We start from the raw sequence: 19,662 nt of genomic DNA, 5'->3' as shown, positions 1-19,662 counted from the left end.
GAGATGTCCGAGGCCTGGTTCGCGGGTGCACATTTTCGGGTTTCGGATGCTATCTTCTTCGGTCAAAAATTGCTATACTTGGCAGTACGTATGGTGGAGTTGTGGGGAGTAGATGATTGGTCAGTGCGGCGCGCATCTGATCAACAGTTGATATCAGCGCATGGAGTAGCCACGTTTTTATATGGGAACATTAAATGTATTGCTCGTCGATGACCACGGTCCTTTGCGCAAAGCGCTGTACGAGGGATTAGAGGCTACCAGAGAGGTGCATGTGCTGGGCGAGGCTGCCACCGGTCGCGAAGCGGTCGCGCGCGCGCTCGAACTGGATGTGGACGTCATCCTGATGGATGTACAATTGCGCGATCCCAGGGAGGGCCGGCGGGCTTTGAGTGGCGTGGGAGCCGCGGTCGCCATTCGCCGTGAGCGACCGCGTATGCCGGTGGTGTTTTATTCAATTCAGGATGACGACGAATATTACCGTGAGTTTCGTGCTTCTGGCATCCTGACGCACTATGCCTATGTACGCAAGAGCAATTATCTCTTGCCAAGCATGCTGGTCCCACTGTTGCGCGATGCCGTCAGCGGTCGCAGCCTGGTTGACCCGGAGATCGAGGATCGCGTGCAAGAGGTACGCGACCTGGATGAGCAATCTCCACGAGCGCTTCTGGAGCCCAATGAACTACGTGTGGCCGAGTTGATGGCCCAGGGCATGACCAACGAGCAGATCGCGGCACGCCTCAATTTGCATGATAAGCGAGCTGTCAGCCGCACCAATGGGCGCATCTACGCGGCCTGGGGACTGAGCGAGAATGCCGTCGATGATAAGGTGGCGCGTGCTCGTGCGACGCTGATTTATATGCTCAATCGTATGGTGATGTGGAACGAGGAGGGCGTGGCCCTGGTACAGGATCGCCGGGGTGAATGGGTCCCTCTCTACAAAGAAGAAAACTAATGCCTGTACCGTTTTTTCAGACTCCGGCTCTATTTCTACAAACTCTCTCTCTGGCTTTATCGATTTTTAATCTGATCGCTTTTTTGTGGCTGGCGTTTACCGTGTGGCTCAATGGCGATCGGCGCAGCATGATCGCGCGCGTAGGCGTGGTAGGACTAGGATTGGCGGCGCTCTTTTTCTTTATTCATGCGCTGCTGATCTCTGGCTCTCTCTCCAGGGCAACGAGCGGGCCCATCTCCTCCGATTTTTTGTGGCGCCTGGTCTGGTTCCCTGCCATTGGCGTGCCCTATATCTGGTTTGTTATTGGTCTGTACTACGCCTCTTTCCTCAATAGCAAATGGCGCCATCGCCGTCCCTATTTGCTGGTGAGTAGCGCGTTGCTGGGTTGTATTGTGCTGACGATTCTAATCATCAACCGGACGGTATTTACGTTCAGAGGAACGCTATTGCTGCTGGCCTATGGAAGTGATATCAATGGTGTTGTGCCTCAGGGGCCATCTTTACCGCTGCTGGTCTTGCCGATCTTTTTAACGTATGTGACATTCTGTGTGATCGGACCCTGGTTTACACCGGCACGGGTAGCGCGCCTGCTCGGTGCGCTCTGGCGCTTTGGTGTCCTGCGCGTGCGTACCCACTCTTTGCGGCGCGCCCTGGTCGATGCTTTCTGGGACGACCAGATTGACGTGGAAAATCTGGATGAGCCCGTATTATCCTGGCACCTTGCGCGTCCGGTGCTCCTGTTGGCGGCCCTGTTGATGGTCTGTTTGACCCTCAGTCTGGGTATGTTGGGCGTCTGGTCGATCATCACCTGGGTGAGAATGCAGGGGAATGGTGGCCTGCCCGCTCCCCATCCGTCCGACCTCAATAGTATTCCCATGAACCTGATCCTGCTGGATATCTATGCGACCGGCTGCGTGGCTGTGATCGTCTTGCTGATTGGTTACTCGATTGTCAGGCATGGCATCCTTATTGAGCGTCCCCTGGCCCGGCGTGGCTTTTTTGAGCAGTGGCGTGGTATCGTATTTGTGGCAACGGCGAGCGCGCTTTTCATCTCATTCCTGATGTGGATTACGCATAGTTCGCTAGGGAGCCTGCTACTGATCACCATCATCGCCACCGGCGCCTATGCTCTCTTTACCTGGAGTAGCTATACCGCGCACGATCGCTATGTTTCATTGCTAGGACCCTTCTTGCGTAGTACCAGCGTACGCCACTGGCTCAATACTGACCTGCAAAAGACCGAACAAAACATGGAGGCACTCTTCTTTCACCTGTGCAAAGAAGTATTAGAGGTACGCTGCGCGCGCCTGGTCGTTCTGACTGGTCCCGTGAGAAGAAGCTTCTCCTATCGCTGGTCAATCCTGGACCTCCCTGATCAGGTAGAGGAGTTGAGCAGCGATGGATTGAATGAGTCGGTATCTGGCGAGATCCACGGTCCGAAGATCCTGCGCTCAGACCTGTACTCCTACCGTATCCGCGTGTCATTGCAGGGTATGCCGGTGATCTGCTGGGTATTGCCGATCTATGATGAGTTGGGTTTGGTAGCCCGGCTCTATCTGGGTCCCCGGCAGGATGGTGGCGCGTTTACCAATGAGGACATGGACCTGGCCCAGGCATGCGGCCAGCGTATCCTGGATACGTTGCGCGATCACGAGGCCATGCTGGCGGTGGCTGGCCTGCTGCGACGGCGCGTGGTGGACGTCAAGTTACTGGGCGCCCAGCAACGGCGTGTGTTGCACGATGAGACCCTGCCGATGCTGCACCTGGCTCTTCTGGGACTGGAGACGGTGCGCTCCCTCCATGGGCAGGATAGCGAAAACCCTGAGCGTGTCGAGCAGGCTTTGCACGAGGCCATTGGCTCGATCAGTACCGTCCATCGTCAGCTGGCATCGATGATGCGAGCCATGTCGACCGGCGCCCCCCATCGCCTTGAGCGTGATGGCATGATGACCGCCATCCATACCATGCTGGAGCAGGATTTTCAACAGGCCTTTGACGTGGTCGAATGGAAGGTTTCAGAGGAGGCCATGCAGGTAATTGATGATCTTGTGCCGCCAGCAATCGCTGAACTGATCTTTGCAGCCGTGCAGGAGGCTCTACGCAATGCCGCTCGCCATGCCCGGGGTACTGATATCCATCGCCGGTTACGACTCACGCTCTCAGCGTCCTGTAATCCGCATCTGGAAGTTATTGTGGCCGATGATGGCATCGGCATCGTCTCTTCCAGTAGCTCAACCACTGGAACGGGTGGCGGACTGCTCACGCATAGCGCGCTACTGGCTATCGCCGGTGGCACCCTGACCGTCAAAACAACCCCCAACGAAGGTGTCAGCGTACGCATCTTCCTCCCCATCGAAGCCTTGCGGTAGTTGCCGGGCCCGCCCCGGCTTTGTCGCCCCCCGCAGGAGCTAATCCCTTCCGTCAACGAGGATCTGGCACCCATAATGGATGTGCCCGCTCATGAGTACATTCATGATGCCATGCCCTGGTCCCGATCTTGATCTTGCACTACAGTACAAATAGCTACTGTGCTTAAAATGTGGCTTACTCTCATGCTCATTGACTGCTGCCTGCGTGAGCTTTCGCGCCTCCAGTGCTCATGAGTCCATGGTGGTGCATAAGGGGCGCTGATGAGCCCACCATCTACCACCATACAAGCGAACGTGTGGACTTGCGCACCTCTGGTGCTCACGGGTCCATGGTATGTGGGTGGTACAGGGGCGCGCATGTGCCCCATGTACCATCATGCAAGTGGACGTGTGAGCTTGCGCACCTCTGGTGCTCACGGGTCCATGGTATATTGGTGTATGCGGGGCGCTGATGCGCCCCGCATACACCAATATACAAATACTGCGCGGCTGCGCAACGGACGCGCGTGCGGGGGCGCCCACGTACCCCGGGGGCACGTGAGTAAGACACATTCTTAAGGCAATTGAAGATGCGGCTGGTTTGTGTCTGATGGTGCCGCTGTGGCGTTATGGTAACTGTTCTGGATAGGGAAGCTAATGCTACCTGAAGACTGGCAATCCAGCATCACTAACGTGAAGAATGTATTTCGAAGGAAAGGGGACGAGCCAATGTTACTCATTACAGGGGCCACTGGTTTTATTGGAAGGTACCTGGTAGCGCGCCTGGTCGCCCAGGGTGAGCGGCCACGTTGCCTGGTGCGCGATCTGCACCAGGCCGCCAGCATCTTACCTGTGGAGAGCGTGGAATTAGTGCAGGGAGCCACCACGCAGCCGGCTACGCTGGAGTCCGCTTTACAGGGGGTCGACACAATTATTCACGCGGCCTTTATGACCGCTGATCGCAAGCAGTCTCCTGGTAATAACTATGAAGAGACCAATGTGGGGGGCACCTCCAATCTGATTCTGGCGGCCAAAGCCGCAGGCGTCAAACGCATGATCGAGATCAGTGGCCTGGGGACCAAACCAGATAAACCAGGTAGTTATATGCAGGGGCGCTACCTATCCGAGAAGATGCTGATGGAGAGCGGCCTGGATTGGACCATTATTCGTCCCTCCGTGCTTTTCGGGAAAGGAGCACCCTTTATTAAAGGCTTGACGGAATTGATCGAGACCGCACCGGTGGTGCCGCTGATTGGTGGGGGCAAAACCATGTTCCAGCCCATCTCCGTGGAAGATGTGGTCACGGTGATTATCAAGGTCCTGCAAAATCCAGATCAGACCAATCGCAAGATCTTTACGATTGGCGGGCCGGAATATTATTCGTTTAGCCAGATCTTTGATATGCTGCTTCAAGCTACCCATCATAGCCGACCCAAGGTGTACGCTCCAACCCCCCTGGTTGGCGTGGGAGCCGCCGTTATGGAGGCTGTCATGCCCAAACCACCGTTGACGAAGGCCGCCATGGCCTTGTTCTCATTCAACAACACCACCGACCTGGATAGTGTCGAACGTGACTTTGGTTTCAAACCACAATCCTTCAAAACTTACCTGGAGACACAAGGAGTGTAGCAGGATGTAAAAGGCAGGCGCGGCTGAAGATGATAAAGCAAGCAAAACGTTGCTGTGCTATAATAGGTGGGCATATTCATTTACAGTTACAAGAATATGTCCACTTTTTCATGTGCGCTTTTGAACGTATGGCTGTGTAGCAACTCTATCGGATGACATACTGACGACCATTGCTAACTCTTTGCCATGGCCCGGGGAGGGGCAACGCTCTATCTGGAGGGAGGAATCTGCGTGATCTCTGCCGATTTATCTGGTAATGCAGGCGATGAATTACGCGCGATCAGTGAGAGGGTGATCCGCATTTCACGCCTCATCCACGAAAGTTCTGAGCGATTAGGGATCGCTGTCGAGGGAACTTTTGCGAGCGATGGAGGCGATCCCCGTGTGCGCCTGCTGAGCGATGCCTTGAACGTAAGTCGCAATGCGGATCTGGAACTAGGGCGTATCTATCAGGCTATACAGCGTACAGTAAATGAGGCCAGAACTCAGCTACCCGCCAGGGGACCAGCGCACAAAGATGTTGATCTTCCCGTTCAAGCCTCGTCGTCCCGGCCCACCTTCGAGAATGAGCGCCAGGCTATGGTGACCAGTATCTTACATCTGGAGCAGCAGCGTGATGAAATGGAAACGCTGTCAGAGATCGCGCGCACACTTAACTCGACCCTGGAGTTTGATGAGGTTTTGTCGTTGGTCATGGACCTTGTCATTCAATTTGTGAAGGCCGAACGCGGTGTGTTGATGCTGGTAAATACCAGTTCGGGTGCCTCCGAATTGACTGTCGCGCGCGACAAAAACGCCAGCAATATCCCCGATAGCGCGTTTGCTACCGCGCAGATCAGCCGCAACACGATCAAGAAAGTCATCGCGACTCGTCAGCCATTGCTAACTGATGACGCGCAACTGGATGAGGGTTTGAAAGACAACCAGAGCATCCTGGTGTATGGCATTCGCTCCATTATGTGCGCGCCCCTGATCGTGCGCAACAACTGTATCGGAGCCGTATACGTTGATAGCCGCTATAATACTCGTCTCTTTAACCGTAAGCACCTGGAATTGCTGCTGGCCTTCTGTAATCAGGCCGCCATTGCCATCGATAATGCTCGTCTGTTCGCTGATCTCAACAGTGCTATTCGTACGGTGCGCGAAGACAAGCAATACATGGATAACATCTTTGGCTCTATCGCCAATGGCGTGATTACGACCAATTCTGCCGGTATCATTACCACCTTTAACGCGGCGGCCAGCATTATCCTGCGTATACATCCCAATCAGGCCCTGGGCAAGCACTATCGCGATGCCTTTAAAAATCTGCCATCGGATGTTGGTGTCATTGATATGCTCTACAATGCGCAGGCCCACCACGAACACGGCACATTAATTAACCAGGCCATCAACTGCCAGATTCCGGGTCGTGAGCGGGACGAAATGGTGAGCTTGAGCTATTATGTCAGCTCTCTGCGTGATGTGCAGGGCTCGCATATCGGTATGGCGCTGGTTATCGACGACCAGACCGAACTGAAGCGCTCACAGGCGCGCGCCAAGCAGATACGTGGTATCTTCGAGCGCTACGTACATCCCCATGTTGTTGAGCAACTGATTCGCGATCCCATGGCCCTCAATCTGGGTGGTGAAACCAAAGAGATCTCAGTCATCTTCGCCGATATTCGTGGCTATACGCGTTTGAGCGAAAACATGCGTCCGGAGGAGGTCATGCACCTGATCAATCGCTACCTCAAGATCATGTGCGATGCCATCTGGGAGGAGGCGGGTACCCTGACGGCATTTCAGGGTGACGCCTTGATGGCCATCTTTAACGCGCCCCTGCCCCAGGCTGATCACGCGTTGCGCGCGGTACGCGCAGCCTGGAAGATGCGCATGGCGGTGCTCGACTACCAGCGTTCGCAGCCGCAGGAGGTGCAGGTCTCCTTTGGCATCGGGGTCAATACCGGATTGGCAACGGTAGGAAATGTAGGCGCGCACGAACGCCTGCAGAACTATACCGCCATTGGAGACGCCATCAACGTCGCCTCGCGCCTGCAGAACAACGTCTCCGACAACAACATCTTGCTCAACGACCCCACATATCAACAGGTCCAAAACCAGATCCAGACCGGCAAACCCTTCTCCCTCATCGTAAAAAACAAGAGCGCTCCCCTCACCGTGCGCTACGTCCTGGGACCGCGGTGAATAAATTAAAGATACGCGCCTTGCATCTCCTATGAGCGCGTAAGAGCTCAAAATAGTTATGAAATGAATGGAAGTGGCAGAAATTGCGCATCGCGCAATTTCTGCCACTTCCATTCATTTCATAACTATGCGGCCGCGCATGCGGACGCCCGAGCGGGGGCGCTTACGCCCGCAATACACCAAAGTCAAAATTAAAGACGCTTGCGCAGCACAAATCCTTTTTGCTGTAAGCGGATAAAGCCAAACCACTCATAGAGGCGGTGGGCATGATAGTTATCTTCCTGGGTATTGAGCATGATGCGTGAGACGCGAGCGCGCTCAAAAAAGTAGATGGCCTCAGCCATCAGGCGCGCGCCAATCATCTGACCCGTCGCCGAAGGATGTACCGCGATACGTACCAGGTAGCCATAATCGTCATCCAGCGCATTAAACTGATAGCCCACGACTTCACCATTGAGCACAGCCACAACGAAGTAAGGATGCGTACTGGCGATATCTTGAAAAGAGAAGGGATCATAGCGCCACAGATCTTCAAAACAGGCCTCTTCGATGCGTAGTAGTGCGGGCATATCACTCGCCAGATCTACATTGCGTATAGTTACCGTTTGATTGCCAGCGGTTGGAATCTTGTAATCGAATTTGTCGTATGAATAGAGATTGCGATAGGGGATGAAGCCTCGACCCAGAAGGAGGGAGCGTAACCAATCATTTTCGCAATCATTGCCAGAATAGTGAAAATACTGCACGCCCTGAGTCCGTAATGGATCGTAGAGCTGATCAAGCAAGCGACCCAGCACCGACACATATTCTTTGCTCTCTGTCCAACTGACCCCAAAGCCGCTAAACCAGGCCAGCGACGAACTAATAATCTGTGATAGCAGAAAGCCGTAGAGCGTGCTATCATTCCACAAACCAACCGCCGGATAGCGCTTTAGCAATAAAGGCAGCTCACTGAGTGTAAACCGCTGGTAGATATACTCCGATGTACGCAATAGCCGTTCAATAGCAGGGATATCCTCCTCACCAAGCAACCGTATCTGTCTCTCTTTATTTTTCATATATCCTCTGTGCCGGCAGCCTTGATATGTGCCACAAAATGTGCCGCAAAGCTATGATGTGTTTTTCCTATAGTGAAGACACTTTTGAGCATTATGTATGCTCAAAGTGGTCTTTGTTACGTGCTTTTAGTGTAACCTTTCATATCCCCATGCGTCAACATTGAATCTAACAGCAGCAAGAAGGGGTTCTCGATTCCTCTGAGAGGAATCGAGAACCCCTTCTTGCTGCTGTTAAGGATTATTCTTCGTTCTGGCAGCAGGTATCGCTGGCGTCATCTGAGGGTTGAGGGGTGGCTGGTGTCTTTGTGATGACGGGGCCCTTCATCTCACGCAGCAACTTCTCGCGGTCTGGTTTGGGCTGGTTGCGCATGCGATAGCCGGTGAGCTGGTGGATGCGGCGCAGCTCTGAAATGACGACATCAGTGTTGAGCTGAAAGGCGATGTCGGGTGCCTGACCATACTTATCAACGGCTTCGGTGCCGCCAAGGAGCTGATTGAGGCTGGTGGCGACGCCGCTGGCGACAACATCCAGGTCATAGCCACCCTCCTGGATCATGATCAGTCGGCCATCACAGAGGGTATCGGCCAGCTTGAGAATAATCTCATTGAGCTTGGCGAAGCCGGCGGTAGAGATGCGCATGCCCGGCTGAACGCCGGTGTGACCTTCCGCCTCTTTCCAGTGGGCATCATAGCCAGCTGAGACCAGGATCAATTGTGGATTAAAGCGGTCGGCGGCCGGAGCCAGAACCTGGCGGAAGATGGGCTCGTAGATCTCATAACCTGAGCCAGCCGGCAGCGGGACATTGATGGTTGTACCTATTGCATCTCCTTCCCCACGCTCTTCGGACAGGCCGGTGCCGGGAAAGAAGGGAGCCTGGTGGATCGAAAAGTAGAGCACGCGCGGATCATCATAGAAGGTCTCCTGGGTGCCATTTCCATGATGTACATCGTAATCGATGATCATGACGCGCTCTAGCCTATAGCGATCTAGCGCATAGCGAGCCGCGACGGCGACATTGTTGAAGATGCAGAACCCGAAGCCAGCTTCCGCTACGGCATGGTGTCCGGGAGGGCGAACCAGACAATAGGCATTTTTCACCTCGCCATTCATGATGGCATCCAGGGCCGTCAGGGGAGCGCCCGCCGCCTTGCGAGCAGCTTCATAGGTTTTAGCGGACACGTATGTATCGGTGCCTGCCTGCAGGCTGGTGGAGACCCCGGTGGCCGCTTCAGTTTCGGCGGCCTGCTGGCTGAGCTCTTCGATTTCCTGGATGTATTCGCGTTCATGTACAGTTGCCAGTTCATCAATACTGGCGGCGCGCGGCGTCAACTGCACGAGTCCTGGACGTTCTAGCCAGTTCAAGGCGCGCAGATAGCCGATCGACATCTCCATCCTTTGAGGACGTTCGGGATGCCCCTTGGGAGGACGATGCTCCATAAATATTGGATCGTAGACGAGGGCCGTTGTCATAGATTTCCCTTGGTCAGGCTGCTTCGTTAAGTGCCTGGTTATTTTCTAGGTGGGATACATGAGTCATCCCGGATTTTTGAAACATTCGAAAAACGGGTTCCGCGCTCCCAGTGCGGGAGGCGGAGGAGGGCGGCGAGCCCTCCTGCCGGGGTGTGGGGTGTCCCCACACTCCCTCTTCTCCTCTCGCGCCGCCGCAGGCGGCGCGAAAAAGAAGAAAAAGAAGTTTTGTGGGGACGTGAGCATGCTCCCAGCATGCTCGCCCACACCCCGGTTTTGGGAACTTTTTCAAAAGTTCGGGATGATTTATATATCCCAGCGTTGCGTTAGAGTACTTTTTTGACTAAGTCAGGAATATCAAAAATGGTATCGGCGACAGGAACGCCAGCGGCCTGCAGGGCCTCCACTTTTCCCTGGGCGGTACCGGTGTTGCCGGAGATGATCGCTCCGGCGTGTCCCATGCGCTTGCCAGCTGGAGCGGTGCGGCCGGAGACGAAGGCTACCACAGGTTTGGTCATCGTTTTGATGAACTCAGCGGCATCCTCTTCATCGCTACCGCCGATCTCACCACACATCACCACAACCTGCGTCTGTGGATCCTTCTCAAAGAGACTGAGATAGTCCACAAAGGTTGAGCCGATGATGGGATCGCCGCCGATGCCGATACAGGTGGACTGACCGATGCCAGCCCCCGTTAGCAGGGAGACGACCTCGTAGGTCAGCGTACCTGAGCGTGAAATAAAACCTACTGGACCGGGATTGAAGATCTGGTAGGGGATGATGCCGATCTTGCCAAAGCCAGGAGTGCACATGCCGGGACAGTTGGGACCGATCAGGCGAGCGCCTTTTTCGCGCACCACCAGCATGGCACGCGTCATATCGATGACGGGAATGCCCTCGGTGATACACACGATCAGCTCAATGCCGGCCGTGGCGGCCTCCATAATCGCGTCAGCGGCTCCTGCCGGGGGCACGAAGATGCAGCTGGCCGTGGCATCGGTGGCGGCTCTGGCCTGGAAGACGGTATCGAAGACCGGCACACCCTCGACGCTCTGTCCACCTTTGGACGGCGTCACACCGCCCACAATGTTGGTTCCGGCAGCCAGCATATTGCGGGTATGGTATTGACCTTCGCGGCCGGTAATACCCTGAACGATGACGCGTGTTGTGTTATCTAATAGAATACTCATGTCCCTTACAGTCCTTTTTCCGTTTGAGCGATCGCGGCCACAATCTTCTCTGATGCGTCGCGCATATCTTTACCCCAGTCCAGTCCTGCGTCTTTGAGCAGCGCTCGTCCCTCTTCGGCACCTGTTCCCGAGAGGCGAACCACGATAGGCATGCCCTTGGGGAGTTCGGCCTGGGCCATAATGACGCCCTTGGCGACCTCTTCACCGCGCGTGATGCCGCCGAAGATATTGACGAGAATGCCCTTGACCTGTGGGTCCCGGGCCACAAACGTGAGTGACTTATACATGACCTCGGCCTTGGCGCCGCCGCCGATGTCCAGGAAGTTGGCCGGTTTGCCGCCCGAGCGGGCCACCATATCCAGCGTGGTCATCACCAGACCCGCGCCATTGCCGATAATGCCGACATCCCCATCCAGCTTGACGTAGGTCAGACCGGCCTGCTTGGCTTCATATTCCAGGGGATTGGCCTCTTCAGGCTCGGCCCAGGTGGCGTATTCTTTCTGGCGGAACAGCCCATTATCGTCGATGACGATCTTACCGTCGGCGGCCATCACCTTGCCGTCAGCGGTATAGGCCAATGGATTGATCTCGGCCAGGTTCGCGTCGCTCTCAATGAACGCTTTGGCCAGGGCCGCCAGGATGGCCGCTGATTGGCGCAAAACGTAGGAGGGAAAGCCCGCGCGGGCCACGATGTCCAGAGCCTCAAAGTGGCGCAGTCCCCAGCGCATATCGATCGGCTGCTGGATGATCTTTTCTGGCGTTTTCTCCGCGACCTCTTCAATATCGATGCCACCGGCCGTCGAAACCATCACCACTGGCGCCTGAGATTTACGATCGAGCACGATGCCCAGATAGTATTCTTCTTTAATATCGATTTTAGAAGTTACCAGAACCTTTTCGACCGTGAGCCCTTTGATATCCATGCCAATGACACGTGAAGCCGCCTCGCGGGCCTGCTCGGGTGTATCCCCGAATTGGATACCGCCAGCTTTGCCGCGTCCACCGACATAGACCTGAGCTTTAATTACAACTGGCCCACCCAGTTCACGGGCAATAGCTTCGGCCTCTTCTGGTGTATAGGCGACCTTCCCCGGTTGAACCGGAATGCCATACTTGCCCAGAATACCTTTGGCCTGATATTCATGAATTTTCAAAATAGTTGCTCCTTGTGATACTTGTCGTACGTCATTGTACTCCCCACTATTTTAAAGAAATTACCTATTATGCGCAAGGGAATATATGGATGACTCTTTTCAGAGCGTTGCCGGTTATACTCGCGCTTTTTTTCTGCTTGTAATATACCACGCGGAGAGCAACCCCGGCAGGAGTACAGGGAATCCTGATCCGGGGTTGGCGTTATCTCTATTATTACAAGCTGTGACAGATGCTAGCCGCGAATGAAGGCCAGCACCTCGTCGCGTTTCTGCTCCATTAAGGCATTGTCTTTAGCTTCGACGTTCAGGCGCAGCAGGGGCTCGGTGTTCGAAGGACGAACATTGAACCACCAGTCGCCGTAGTCGACGGTCAGGCCATCCAGCTTATCGACCGATTTAGCCGACTTGCCGAAGTGCTCCTCCAGGGCCTGCAGTTTGCCCTGGGCATCCTGGACGGTGCTGTTCACCTCACCGCTGCGCACCCAGTGATCCAATGGCTGGATAATCTCTGAGAGGGGTTTGTTCTCGACCGAGATCAGTTCCAGCATGATCAGCAGCGCGATCAGGCCGGAGTCAGCGAACCAGTTGTCGCGGAAGTAGAAGTGTCCGGAGTGCTCGCCACCGAAGATGCCATCGGCTTTGCGCATGTCGGCTTTGATAAACGAGTGGCCGACGCGTGTGCGCAGACCTTTGCCACCGAGTTTCTCAATCAGCTCAGGAACGCTCTTGGAGACGATCAGGTTGTAGAGGATGGTTGAGCCCGGATTTTTCTGCAGCAGGCTGTTGGTGACGGCCAGTGTCACCTGAGAGCCATCGACCAGGTCGCCATGCTCGTCGACCGGGAACATACGATCGGCGTCGCCGTCGAAGGCGGCACCAACGTCTGCTCCCACATCGCGCACCTTTTTCTGCACATCAACCATGTTCTCCGGTTCGATCGGGCTGGCGGGATGGTTGGGGAACGTGCCGTCCAGGTCAAAGTAGAGCGGGACCAGTTCGCAGGGCAGGTGCTTGAACACGCGGGGCATGATCAGACCCGACATGCCGTTGCCGGCATCGATAACCACTTTGAGTGGTTTGATCTTGTTGACATCGATGAAGGAGAGCGCATGCTGCACATAGTCGTCGATCACATCGCGCTTTGTGACTTCACCTTTTCTGGCTGGCTCGGCGAAATTGCCGCTGACCGCCAGGTCGCGAATATCGCCCAGACCGGTATCCAGGCTGATCGGGAAGGCCTGGGCGCGGCAGAACTTGATGCCGTTATATTTACCGGGATTATGCGAGGCGGTCACCATAGCGCCGGCCGAGTAATTAAATTTACCCACGGCGAAATACAGTCCGTCGGTCGTGATCTGTCCCAGGTCAACCACGTTGACCCCCTGGTCGCTGATACCACGAATCAAAGACTCGGCGATTTCAGGAGACGAGACGCGCATGTCTCGACCAACCGCGATTTCAGGCACATTGAGATACTGAGCGGCCGCGCGTCCAATGCGGTAGGCGGTCTCAGCTTGTAGCGTTTCACCATAAACGCCACGCACATCGTATGCCTTAAAAATGGATGGATCAACAGCAGTATGAGAAGTGCTCATAATGAATTATGTATGAGCTTTCCCTGATAAAAGACCCTTCCCAGGTCAGTTCTATCGTCGGAGAAAGCTCAGCTCCTTTCTTCTATCTGAACTACATGGTATGTGATTTCCATATCTCCAATAGCACCCATGGCTCGCCCGTGCTGCGGGGATCATAGATCTGGCCGACCTCGGTAAAGCCAGCTTTCTCGAAGGCTCGGCGCGAGGGATGGTTGGCCAGGGCCGTTTCGGCATAGACACGCCGGATACCGGGCAGAGTAAAGATATAGCGTACCAGCGTGCGAATCGCTTCTGGCCCATATCCCTGACCCCAGCGCGTCTTATCGCCTAATCCCAGGCCTAGTTCGGCCTGTCCCAGACGATTATCAACGTTAAAGTAGGTAATGGTGCCAATCGGGATGCGGTTCTCATCTTCGATGATGAACCAGAACTGGCGTCCATTGCCACGGATATAGTTGCGTTCGAATGTGGGCAAGAATTCGCCCATGGTACGTGAATACGGTCGATGAATATCATAGCGCCACACCTCATCGTCGCGTTCCCAGTGAAAGACATAGTTTGTATCTTTCATAGATGGTCGGCGCAATTGGATGCGTTCACCACGCAGATAGGGTCCCTGGGCCACATCTGCTTTGTTATCACGTTGTAATTCTGTCATACTAACCCCAGTATAGGTGCGAAACTCGTTCCAGCGGCCAGGGGTTCGACACCAAATGCTTCCGCGAGCGTCTGCCCCAGATCCGCGAAGGTTGGACGAACGCCAAGATCGACGCCGGAACGAATGGGCTCTCCATAGGCAAGTAAGGGCACGCATTCTCGGGTATGGTCTGTCCCGCGATAGGTGGGGTCCACCCCGTGGTCCGCGCTAAAGAAGAGCGCATCACCGGGCCGCATACGCTGCTGGACCAGTGGGAGCCACTGATCGACATCGCGTAAAGCCTGCGCATATCCCTGGCTATCGCGACGATGGCCCCAGAGCATATCGAATTCTACCAGGTTAACAAACAGGAGACCCGAAAAATCTGTCTCCAGCCATTTCAAGGTAGCATCCATTCCCTCGCGGTTCGTCTCGGTGTGATCGCGTTGGGTTAAGCCGCGTCCGGCGAAAAGGTCTTCGATTTTACCCAGTCCAATCACATCCTTGCCTGCGTCCTTGAGGCGATCCAGCAAGGTAGTGCCGGTGGGGGCTAGCGAGAAGTCTCTGCGGTGTTCCGTGCGCCTGAAGGCACCCGGCTCACCAATAAAGGGACGCGCGATAACTCGCCCGACTGCATGATCGCCTGTAAGCATACTACGGGCAATCTCGCAGATGTGATACAACTCCGCGAGGGGAATCACATCCTGGTGAGCCGCGACCTGAAAAACGCTATCGGCTGAGGTGTAAAGGATGGGATAGCCGGTGCGTACGTGTTCCTCGCCCAGTTCTTTGATGATCTCGGTGCCCGAGGCGACTTTATTGCCGATAACCTTACGTCCAATCGCCTGCTCAAAAGCGGCGACCACATCCGCGGGAAAACCATGCGGATAGGTGGGTAGTGGTTTAGAGAGGACCACGCCTGTCATTTCCCAGTGGCCCGTGGTGCTATCTTTTCCGGCTGCGGCAGAGGCCATACGCCCATAAGCACCCGCGACCCTGTCACGAGGTGGTGTCCCAACGATGGGAGTGATGTTGCCGATTCCCAGGTTTCCGAGATTGGGCAGTTCCAGGCCGCCAATGGCCTGGGCGCAGTGTTCGAGCGAACTGGCCCCTTCGTCGCCGTAGGCGCGGGCATCGGGATTTTCGCCTGCCCCCACGCCGTCGAGCACGATCAGGATCGCTCGCGTCAGGTGTGTCATGACCGTATCCTCGTCATTTCCAGTTGGGTATGGTGTACCAATGGATCGCCAATCAATGGCAACGCATAATCGTAGAATGCCTGCGTGACCATGGTCTTGGATGCATTCAAGTACTCATCCGGCATCAGACGCTGTACATTGGCGACCTCGCTTAATGCCGCCAATCCAGTTGTACAGTGATAAGGTGCCTGTGCGTCGCGCACCAATGTTATCATCTTATCACTTTCACCAGAAAGCAGGGCATGTACGCCCATCTTACCAACCAGGTACGCTTCATCACGATCCGGCGCCGAAATATGGGTGCTGGACATACGCTGCAGGTCGCCGGGTTTATCAAAGCGCGCGCGCAGCTTCAGCTCACGTTTAACCAGTTCTACCAGGTACTGAGCGGCCCCGCTGAGTAAAGGATGGTGGAAAGCATCCGTTCCGGCCTGTCCCGAGCTACCCAGGGCATTGCCCTTTTCATCGCGCATAGCCTCGGCCACAGCGACGATCACAAAGCCCAGCTGCTTATAAATATCTTCAACCTGTGTCAGAAAACCTTGCTCATTGAATGGTTTTTCAGGCAGCAGCAGGATATGTGGCGCATCGCTCTCGCTGCGTTTGCCCAGCACGGTTGCGGCCGTTAACCAGCCGGCGTCGCGCCCCATCGTCTCGATGACTTTGATGGGATAGTGCCAGGGGATCGACAGCGTATTCATGGTAGAGTCCTGGGTGGCCTGCGCCAGGAAGCGAGCGGCACTACCATAACCCGGACAATGATCGGTAAAGGGAAGATCATTATCAATGGTTTTGGGAATGCTTATAATCTGGAGCTCATAGTTGCTCTGCTGGGCCGCCTCGGCCAGGCGGTGGGCTGTATCGGCCGAATCGTTGCCCCCGATATAGAGCATATAGTGAATATCATAGCGGCGCAGAATTTCAATCGTCCGTTCCAGGTCATGCTCCTGGAGCTTATAGCGACACGAACCCAGAGCTGCCGATGGTGTATGTAAAAGCTGTGACCATACAGAGTTCGGTTGATTGCCCAGGTCGATAATGTCTTCCTTGAGAAGACCCTCAATGCCATGGTGCATGCCATAGATGCCGCCGATACGCTGATCGGCGAGCGCGGCCTCCACTGCACCTACAAGACTGGCATTAATGACGGCGGTGGCTCCGCCGGATTGTCCAATAATCAAATTGCCCGGTTTTTTTGCTGACAATACAATACCCTCTATTTTCAACTAGCTGTCGCAGCTATGGTTTTTCAGGGTCATTATAACAATGCCATCGATTGGCGTCGAGTGCTAAATGTAAGTAGAGCTCGTTCTATTCAGTCTCATTTGTGATGCTGGCACTTCTTCTTGTATCGAGTTGAAAATTATTATATCAACATGCTACGATAAATATGCTCATCTGTATAGACGACATCTATCGATTCAGACTGACTATCAATGTTGAGGTAGCTGACAAAGGATAGGACACATGAGACAGAAGATCATCCTGGATTGCGATCCGGGGCACGATGACGCCATCGCGCTGTTGCTGGCGGCCCGCCATCCCGCGCTGGAACTGCTGGCTGTGACCACCGTGGCCGGCAATCAGTCGGTGGAGAAGACCTCGACCAATGCGCTGAAGGTCTGCACGCTAGCCGGTATCTTAGATATACCGGTGGCCCGTGGCATGCAGTGTCCGCTGCTGCGGCCGCCGCGCTTCGCCGCTGATATCCATGGCGAATCAGGCCTGGACGGTCCTGAAGTGCCTCCCCCCGCTTTTTCCCTGGCGGCTCAGCATGCCGTTGACCTGTTAATAGATCTGCTCTTACATTCCGATGGCGATATTGTGTTGGTCCCTACCGGACCTTTGACCAATATCGCGTCGGCCATCAGGCGCGAGCCGGCCATCGTACCGAAGATCCAGGCCATCTCGTTGATGGGTGGCGCGATCAGCGTGGGCAACGTCACGGCCAGCGCCGAGTTCAACATCTGGGCTGATCCAGAGGCGGCGGCCATCGTCTTTGCCTGTGGTAGGCCGATCACGATGATCCCGTTGGAAGTGACGCACCAGGCCCTGGCAACTGAAGAGATTATGGGTCGCCTGCGCGCCATGCGGCGTCCTGTGTCCACTTTTGCTGCTGATCTGCTGCACTATTTCGCGGATTCCTACCGCCAGGTGTTTGGTTTTCCCGCGCCGCCCCTGCACGATCCTTGCGCCGTAGCCGCCGTGATTGATCCGGACATTATTCTTACGAAAGAGATGCATGTGGAGATTGAAACGCAGGGGGAATGGACAGTGGGGCGTACCGTCTGCGATATCTACGCGAAAACGGGGCTGGCCGCGAACGCACGCGTTGGCTATGCACTACAGGTAGAGCGTTTTTGGAACTTGCTGTTGGATACCCTGCAGTGTTATTAAACCAGCGATTACAACTTCGTGGCATCAGCCCCTGTTATAGAAGAAGCATGGTCTATGACAGAAGGTACAAAGCCTTATCGGCAGGCACTTACTGTAAACAATGATCCAGGCCGCTCTCGTCACCAAAGCAATGTCCGTCTTTGGTAAGGACTACGACATTTTTAATGTTCGAAAACTGTGTAAGTGTAGCTTTAATTTCCGCCAGGATGCGTGTATCCGTACCAATGCCGGGAGATGCAGTTGCACGGCAGAACTTTACCGTCGCGGTCCCCTGTTTAGCCTTTGACCCCTGTTTGTTTAAGGTCAGTGTAAAGTCGGGGCCACCAGTTGGGTGAGGCGCGGAACAGCTTGATGGGCCAGTCAGGATACTATTGAACTCAGAAAAGTATCCCGCGTTATGCTCATCATTTGTCGGTCCTGCAATCAAGAGCTGGAGGGAGAATGTCGCTACTGCAATTGTTGGTGATATGCGATTCACAGGAAACACAGCCGTGGAGGAATTTAGGGAGTTCGGAAACTTTGAAAAGTATACTTTGATCATATAGCCATTGGTTGTCATGTTTTGCGAACTGACCTGCATTACAGTATTGATTTCACCTGCCTTGTCGCTCAACGTCTGTGATGTAGCTGTTTGAGAACCAGTCTGGGTTTGGTGAGGCGTATTTGCCGGACCTGACGCACAGGCTGAAAGAACAAACAGAGATAGCAGAAGAATAGATCCTATGATTTTTGAAATCGTGGTGCATGATGGTAAAGATGCCGACGTATAGAAATGCTTTGATGTGTGAGACATAGTGCCTGTCCTTTCATACCTTTCTATGCAGATGAAACTGCCTTATTATTTTTGCTTATATAAACTGACCTATATTCAAATATAGGGTATTTTAGCAACGAATTTATCACATTCGCATAAATGTCTGGCATAGTATTATCACAGAGAACAGCTAGAATATAAAAAAAGCGCACTCTCCCTTGTTTTAACCGGGGAGTGCGTTACGAATAGTGATATTCAGATGAAGTATTAGATCTGGTAGTCCATCTCCCAGGGATCCTTGCCGTTCCAGCCCTGGGTCAGTTCCTGGTGTTTCTCCAGCGTCTCTCCACCTTTTACCAGTAGCTCGGCTGGCTTGGAGACGACCACCGAATTTGGTGGTACCGATTCGAGCACCAGGGTCATACCGCCAATCTTGCTGCCTTTGCCAATGGTGATAGGACCCAGAATGGCCGTTCCGACGCCAATAGTGACGTCGTCCTCGATGGTGGGATGTCTCTTCTGCTGCTTACGAAATGGATTCGGCCTCCACCAGCCAGTGGCGCCCAGCGTGACCTGGTGATACAGCATCACATTGTCACCGATCACGGCGGTCTCGCCGATTACTACGCCCGCGCCATGGTCGATAAAGAATCGTTTGCCGATCTGGGCTCCTGGATGGATCTCGATACCACCGGTAATGAAGCGTGCGAACTGAGAGATCAGACGTGGAATGAGCGGGATATGCTTTTTATAAAGCTCATGCGCCACGCGATGAAACAGGATGGCCCATAGACCTTGATACAGCAGCGCCTCAAAGATGTTTTTACAGGCTGGATCTTTTTCAAAGATAACATCGATGGCATCTGGCCAACGCGTTTTGCGACGAGGTGTTTTGGCTGGAACAGGAATAAAGATACCTGGAGGCAACTCTGGCAAAGACGCCAGTTCATCTCCATCAGTAGTGGATTGCTGGTCGTTTGCTTGCGTGTTCTCAGGAACATCTGTTCCGTTTGAAGCACTCTGTGGTCCCTGTGACATACCTGCTTGTGTCCTTTTCTCTCGATGACCAAATTTCGGCCTATGTCTTCTCTTTG

General features: G+C 54.4%; 15 protein-coding genes. 5 read left to right on the top strand and 10 right to left on the bottom strand.

Annotated elements, in window-relative coordinates; genetic code table 11:
* Window positions 1-181 precede the first annotated feature (181 nt).
* From AABA21_RS16700 to AABA21_RS16685, 4 genes are all read left to right on the top strand, one after another.
* On the top strand, window positions 182-952 hold the full coding sequence (locus AABA21_RS16700) for a response regulator (RefSeq protein WP_338252068.1): 771 nt from the start codon (window positions 182-184) through the stop codon (window positions 950-952).
* Window positions 952-3,321 carry a sensor histidine kinase gene (locus tag AABA21_RS16695; RefSeq protein ID WP_338252066.1) on the top strand — a complete coding sequence of 790 codons (2,370 nt, stop codon included), beginning with the start codon at window positions 952-954 and terminating at the stop codon, window positions 3,319-3,321. Before AABA21_RS16700 ends, AABA21_RS16695 begins: the two co-directional genes overlap by 1 nt.
* A gap of 708 nt (window positions 3,322-4,029) precedes the next feature.
* Window positions 4,030-4,929 carry an SDR family oxidoreductase gene (locus AABA21_RS16690; RefSeq protein WP_338252064.1) on the top strand — a complete coding sequence of 300 codons (900 nt, stop codon included), beginning with the start codon at window positions 4,030-4,032 and terminating at the stop codon, window positions 4,927-4,929.
* Window positions 4,930-5,160: 231 nt separating this feature from the next.
* Complete coding sequence (locus AABA21_RS16685) at window positions 5,161-7,116, top strand: adenylate/guanylate cyclase domain-containing protein (RefSeq protein ID WP_338252062.1); 1,956 nt, start codon at window positions 5,161-5,163, stop codon at window positions 7,114-7,116.
* Between the two features lie 191 nt (window positions 7,117-7,307).
* Here the strand turns inward: AABA21_RS16685 and AABA21_RS16680 are convergent, their stop codons facing one another.
* The 8 genes from AABA21_RS16680 to AABA21_RS16645 all read right to left on the bottom strand — a co-directional run bounded on the left by AABA21_RS16680 (window position 7,308) and on the right by AABA21_RS16645 (window position 16,622).
* The gene (locus AABA21_RS16680; RefSeq protein ID WP_338252060.1) at window positions 7,308-8,174 is read right to left on the bottom strand and encodes a GNAT family N-acetyltransferase; all 867 of its coding nucleotides are present in this window, start codon (window positions 8,172-8,174) and stop codon (window positions 7,308-7,310) included.
* 238 nt (window positions 8,175-8,412) lie between these two features.
* Window positions 8,413-9,645 (bottom strand): histone deacetylase family protein, encoded by a 1,233-nt coding sequence (locus AABA21_RS16675; protein ID WP_338252058.1) that lies wholly within the window; start codon window positions 9,643-9,645, stop codon window positions 8,413-8,415.
* Window positions 9,646-9,968: 323 nt separating this feature from the next.
* Window positions 9,969-10,832 (bottom strand): succinate--CoA ligase subunit alpha, encoded by an 864-nt coding sequence (gene sucD, locus AABA21_RS16670; RefSeq protein WP_338252055.1) that lies wholly within the window; start codon window positions 10,830-10,832, stop codon window positions 9,969-9,971.
* A 5-nt stretch (window positions 10,833-10,837) separates the two neighbouring features.
* On the bottom strand, window positions 10,838-11,986 hold the full coding sequence (sucC, locus tag AABA21_RS16665; RefSeq protein WP_126594517.1) for an ADP-forming succinate--CoA ligase subunit beta: 1,149 nt from the start codon (window positions 11,984-11,986) through the stop codon (window positions 10,838-10,840).
* Window positions 11,987-12,219: 233 nt separating this feature from the next.
* Window positions 12,220-13,581 carry a phosphohexomutase domain-containing protein gene (locus AABA21_RS16660; RefSeq protein ID WP_338252052.1) on the bottom strand — a complete coding sequence of 454 codons (1,362 nt, stop codon included), beginning with the start codon at window positions 13,579-13,581 and terminating at the stop codon, window positions 12,220-12,222.
* Window positions 13,582-13,672: 91 nt separating this feature from the next.
* Window positions 13,673-14,239: a GNAT family N-acetyltransferase gene (locus AABA21_RS16655; RefSeq protein ID WP_338252050.1), complete on the bottom strand. Its 567-nt coding sequence runs from the start codon at window positions 14,237-14,239 to the stop codon at window positions 13,673-13,675.
* Window positions 14,236-15,417, bottom strand: a complete 1,182-nt coding sequence (locus AABA21_RS16650) for a phosphopentomutase (RefSeq protein WP_338252048.1) — start codon at window positions 15,415-15,417, stop codon at window positions 14,236-14,238. The genes AABA21_RS16655 and AABA21_RS16650 overlap by 4 nt, the downstream gene beginning before the upstream one ends.
* Window positions 15,414-16,622: a 6-phosphofructokinase gene (locus tag AABA21_RS16645; protein ID WP_338252046.1), complete on the bottom strand. Its 1,209-nt coding sequence runs from the start codon at window positions 16,620-16,622 to the stop codon at window positions 15,414-15,416. Before AABA21_RS16645 ends, AABA21_RS16650 begins: the two co-directional genes overlap by 4 nt.
* 262 nt (window positions 16,623-16,884) lie before the next feature.
* Here AABA21_RS16645 and AABA21_RS16640 point away from each other — a divergent pair, with 262 nt between their 5' ends.
* Window positions 16,885-17,814, top strand: coding sequence for a nucleoside hydrolase (locus AABA21_RS16640; RefSeq protein ID WP_338252044.1), 930 nt, complete (start codon window positions 16,885-16,887; stop codon window positions 17,812-17,814).
* Between the two features lie 88 nt (window positions 17,815-17,902).
* Here the strand turns inward: AABA21_RS16640 and AABA21_RS16635 are convergent, their stop codons facing one another.
* Together AABA21_RS16635 and epsC are read right to left on the bottom strand one after the other, a co-directional pair.
* The gene (locus AABA21_RS16635) at window positions 17,903-18,607 is read right to left on the bottom strand and encodes a GerMN domain-containing protein (protein WP_338252042.1); all 705 of its coding nucleotides are present in this window, start codon (window positions 18,605-18,607) and stop codon (window positions 17,903-17,905) included.
* Window positions 18,608-18,835: 228 nt separating this feature from the next.
* Window positions 18,836-19,606, bottom strand: coding sequence for a serine O-acetyltransferase EpsC (gene epsC, locus AABA21_RS16630; RefSeq protein ID WP_338252040.1), 771 nt, complete (start codon window positions 19,604-19,606; stop codon window positions 18,836-18,838).
* Window positions 19,607-19,662: the final 56 nt, after the last annotated feature.

It is taken from the genome of Dictyobacter halimunensis, assembly GCF_036245075.1.
The sequence above is the reverse complement of the archived record's forward strand: the minus strand, read 5'-3'. Positions and strand labels throughout refer to the sequence as shown.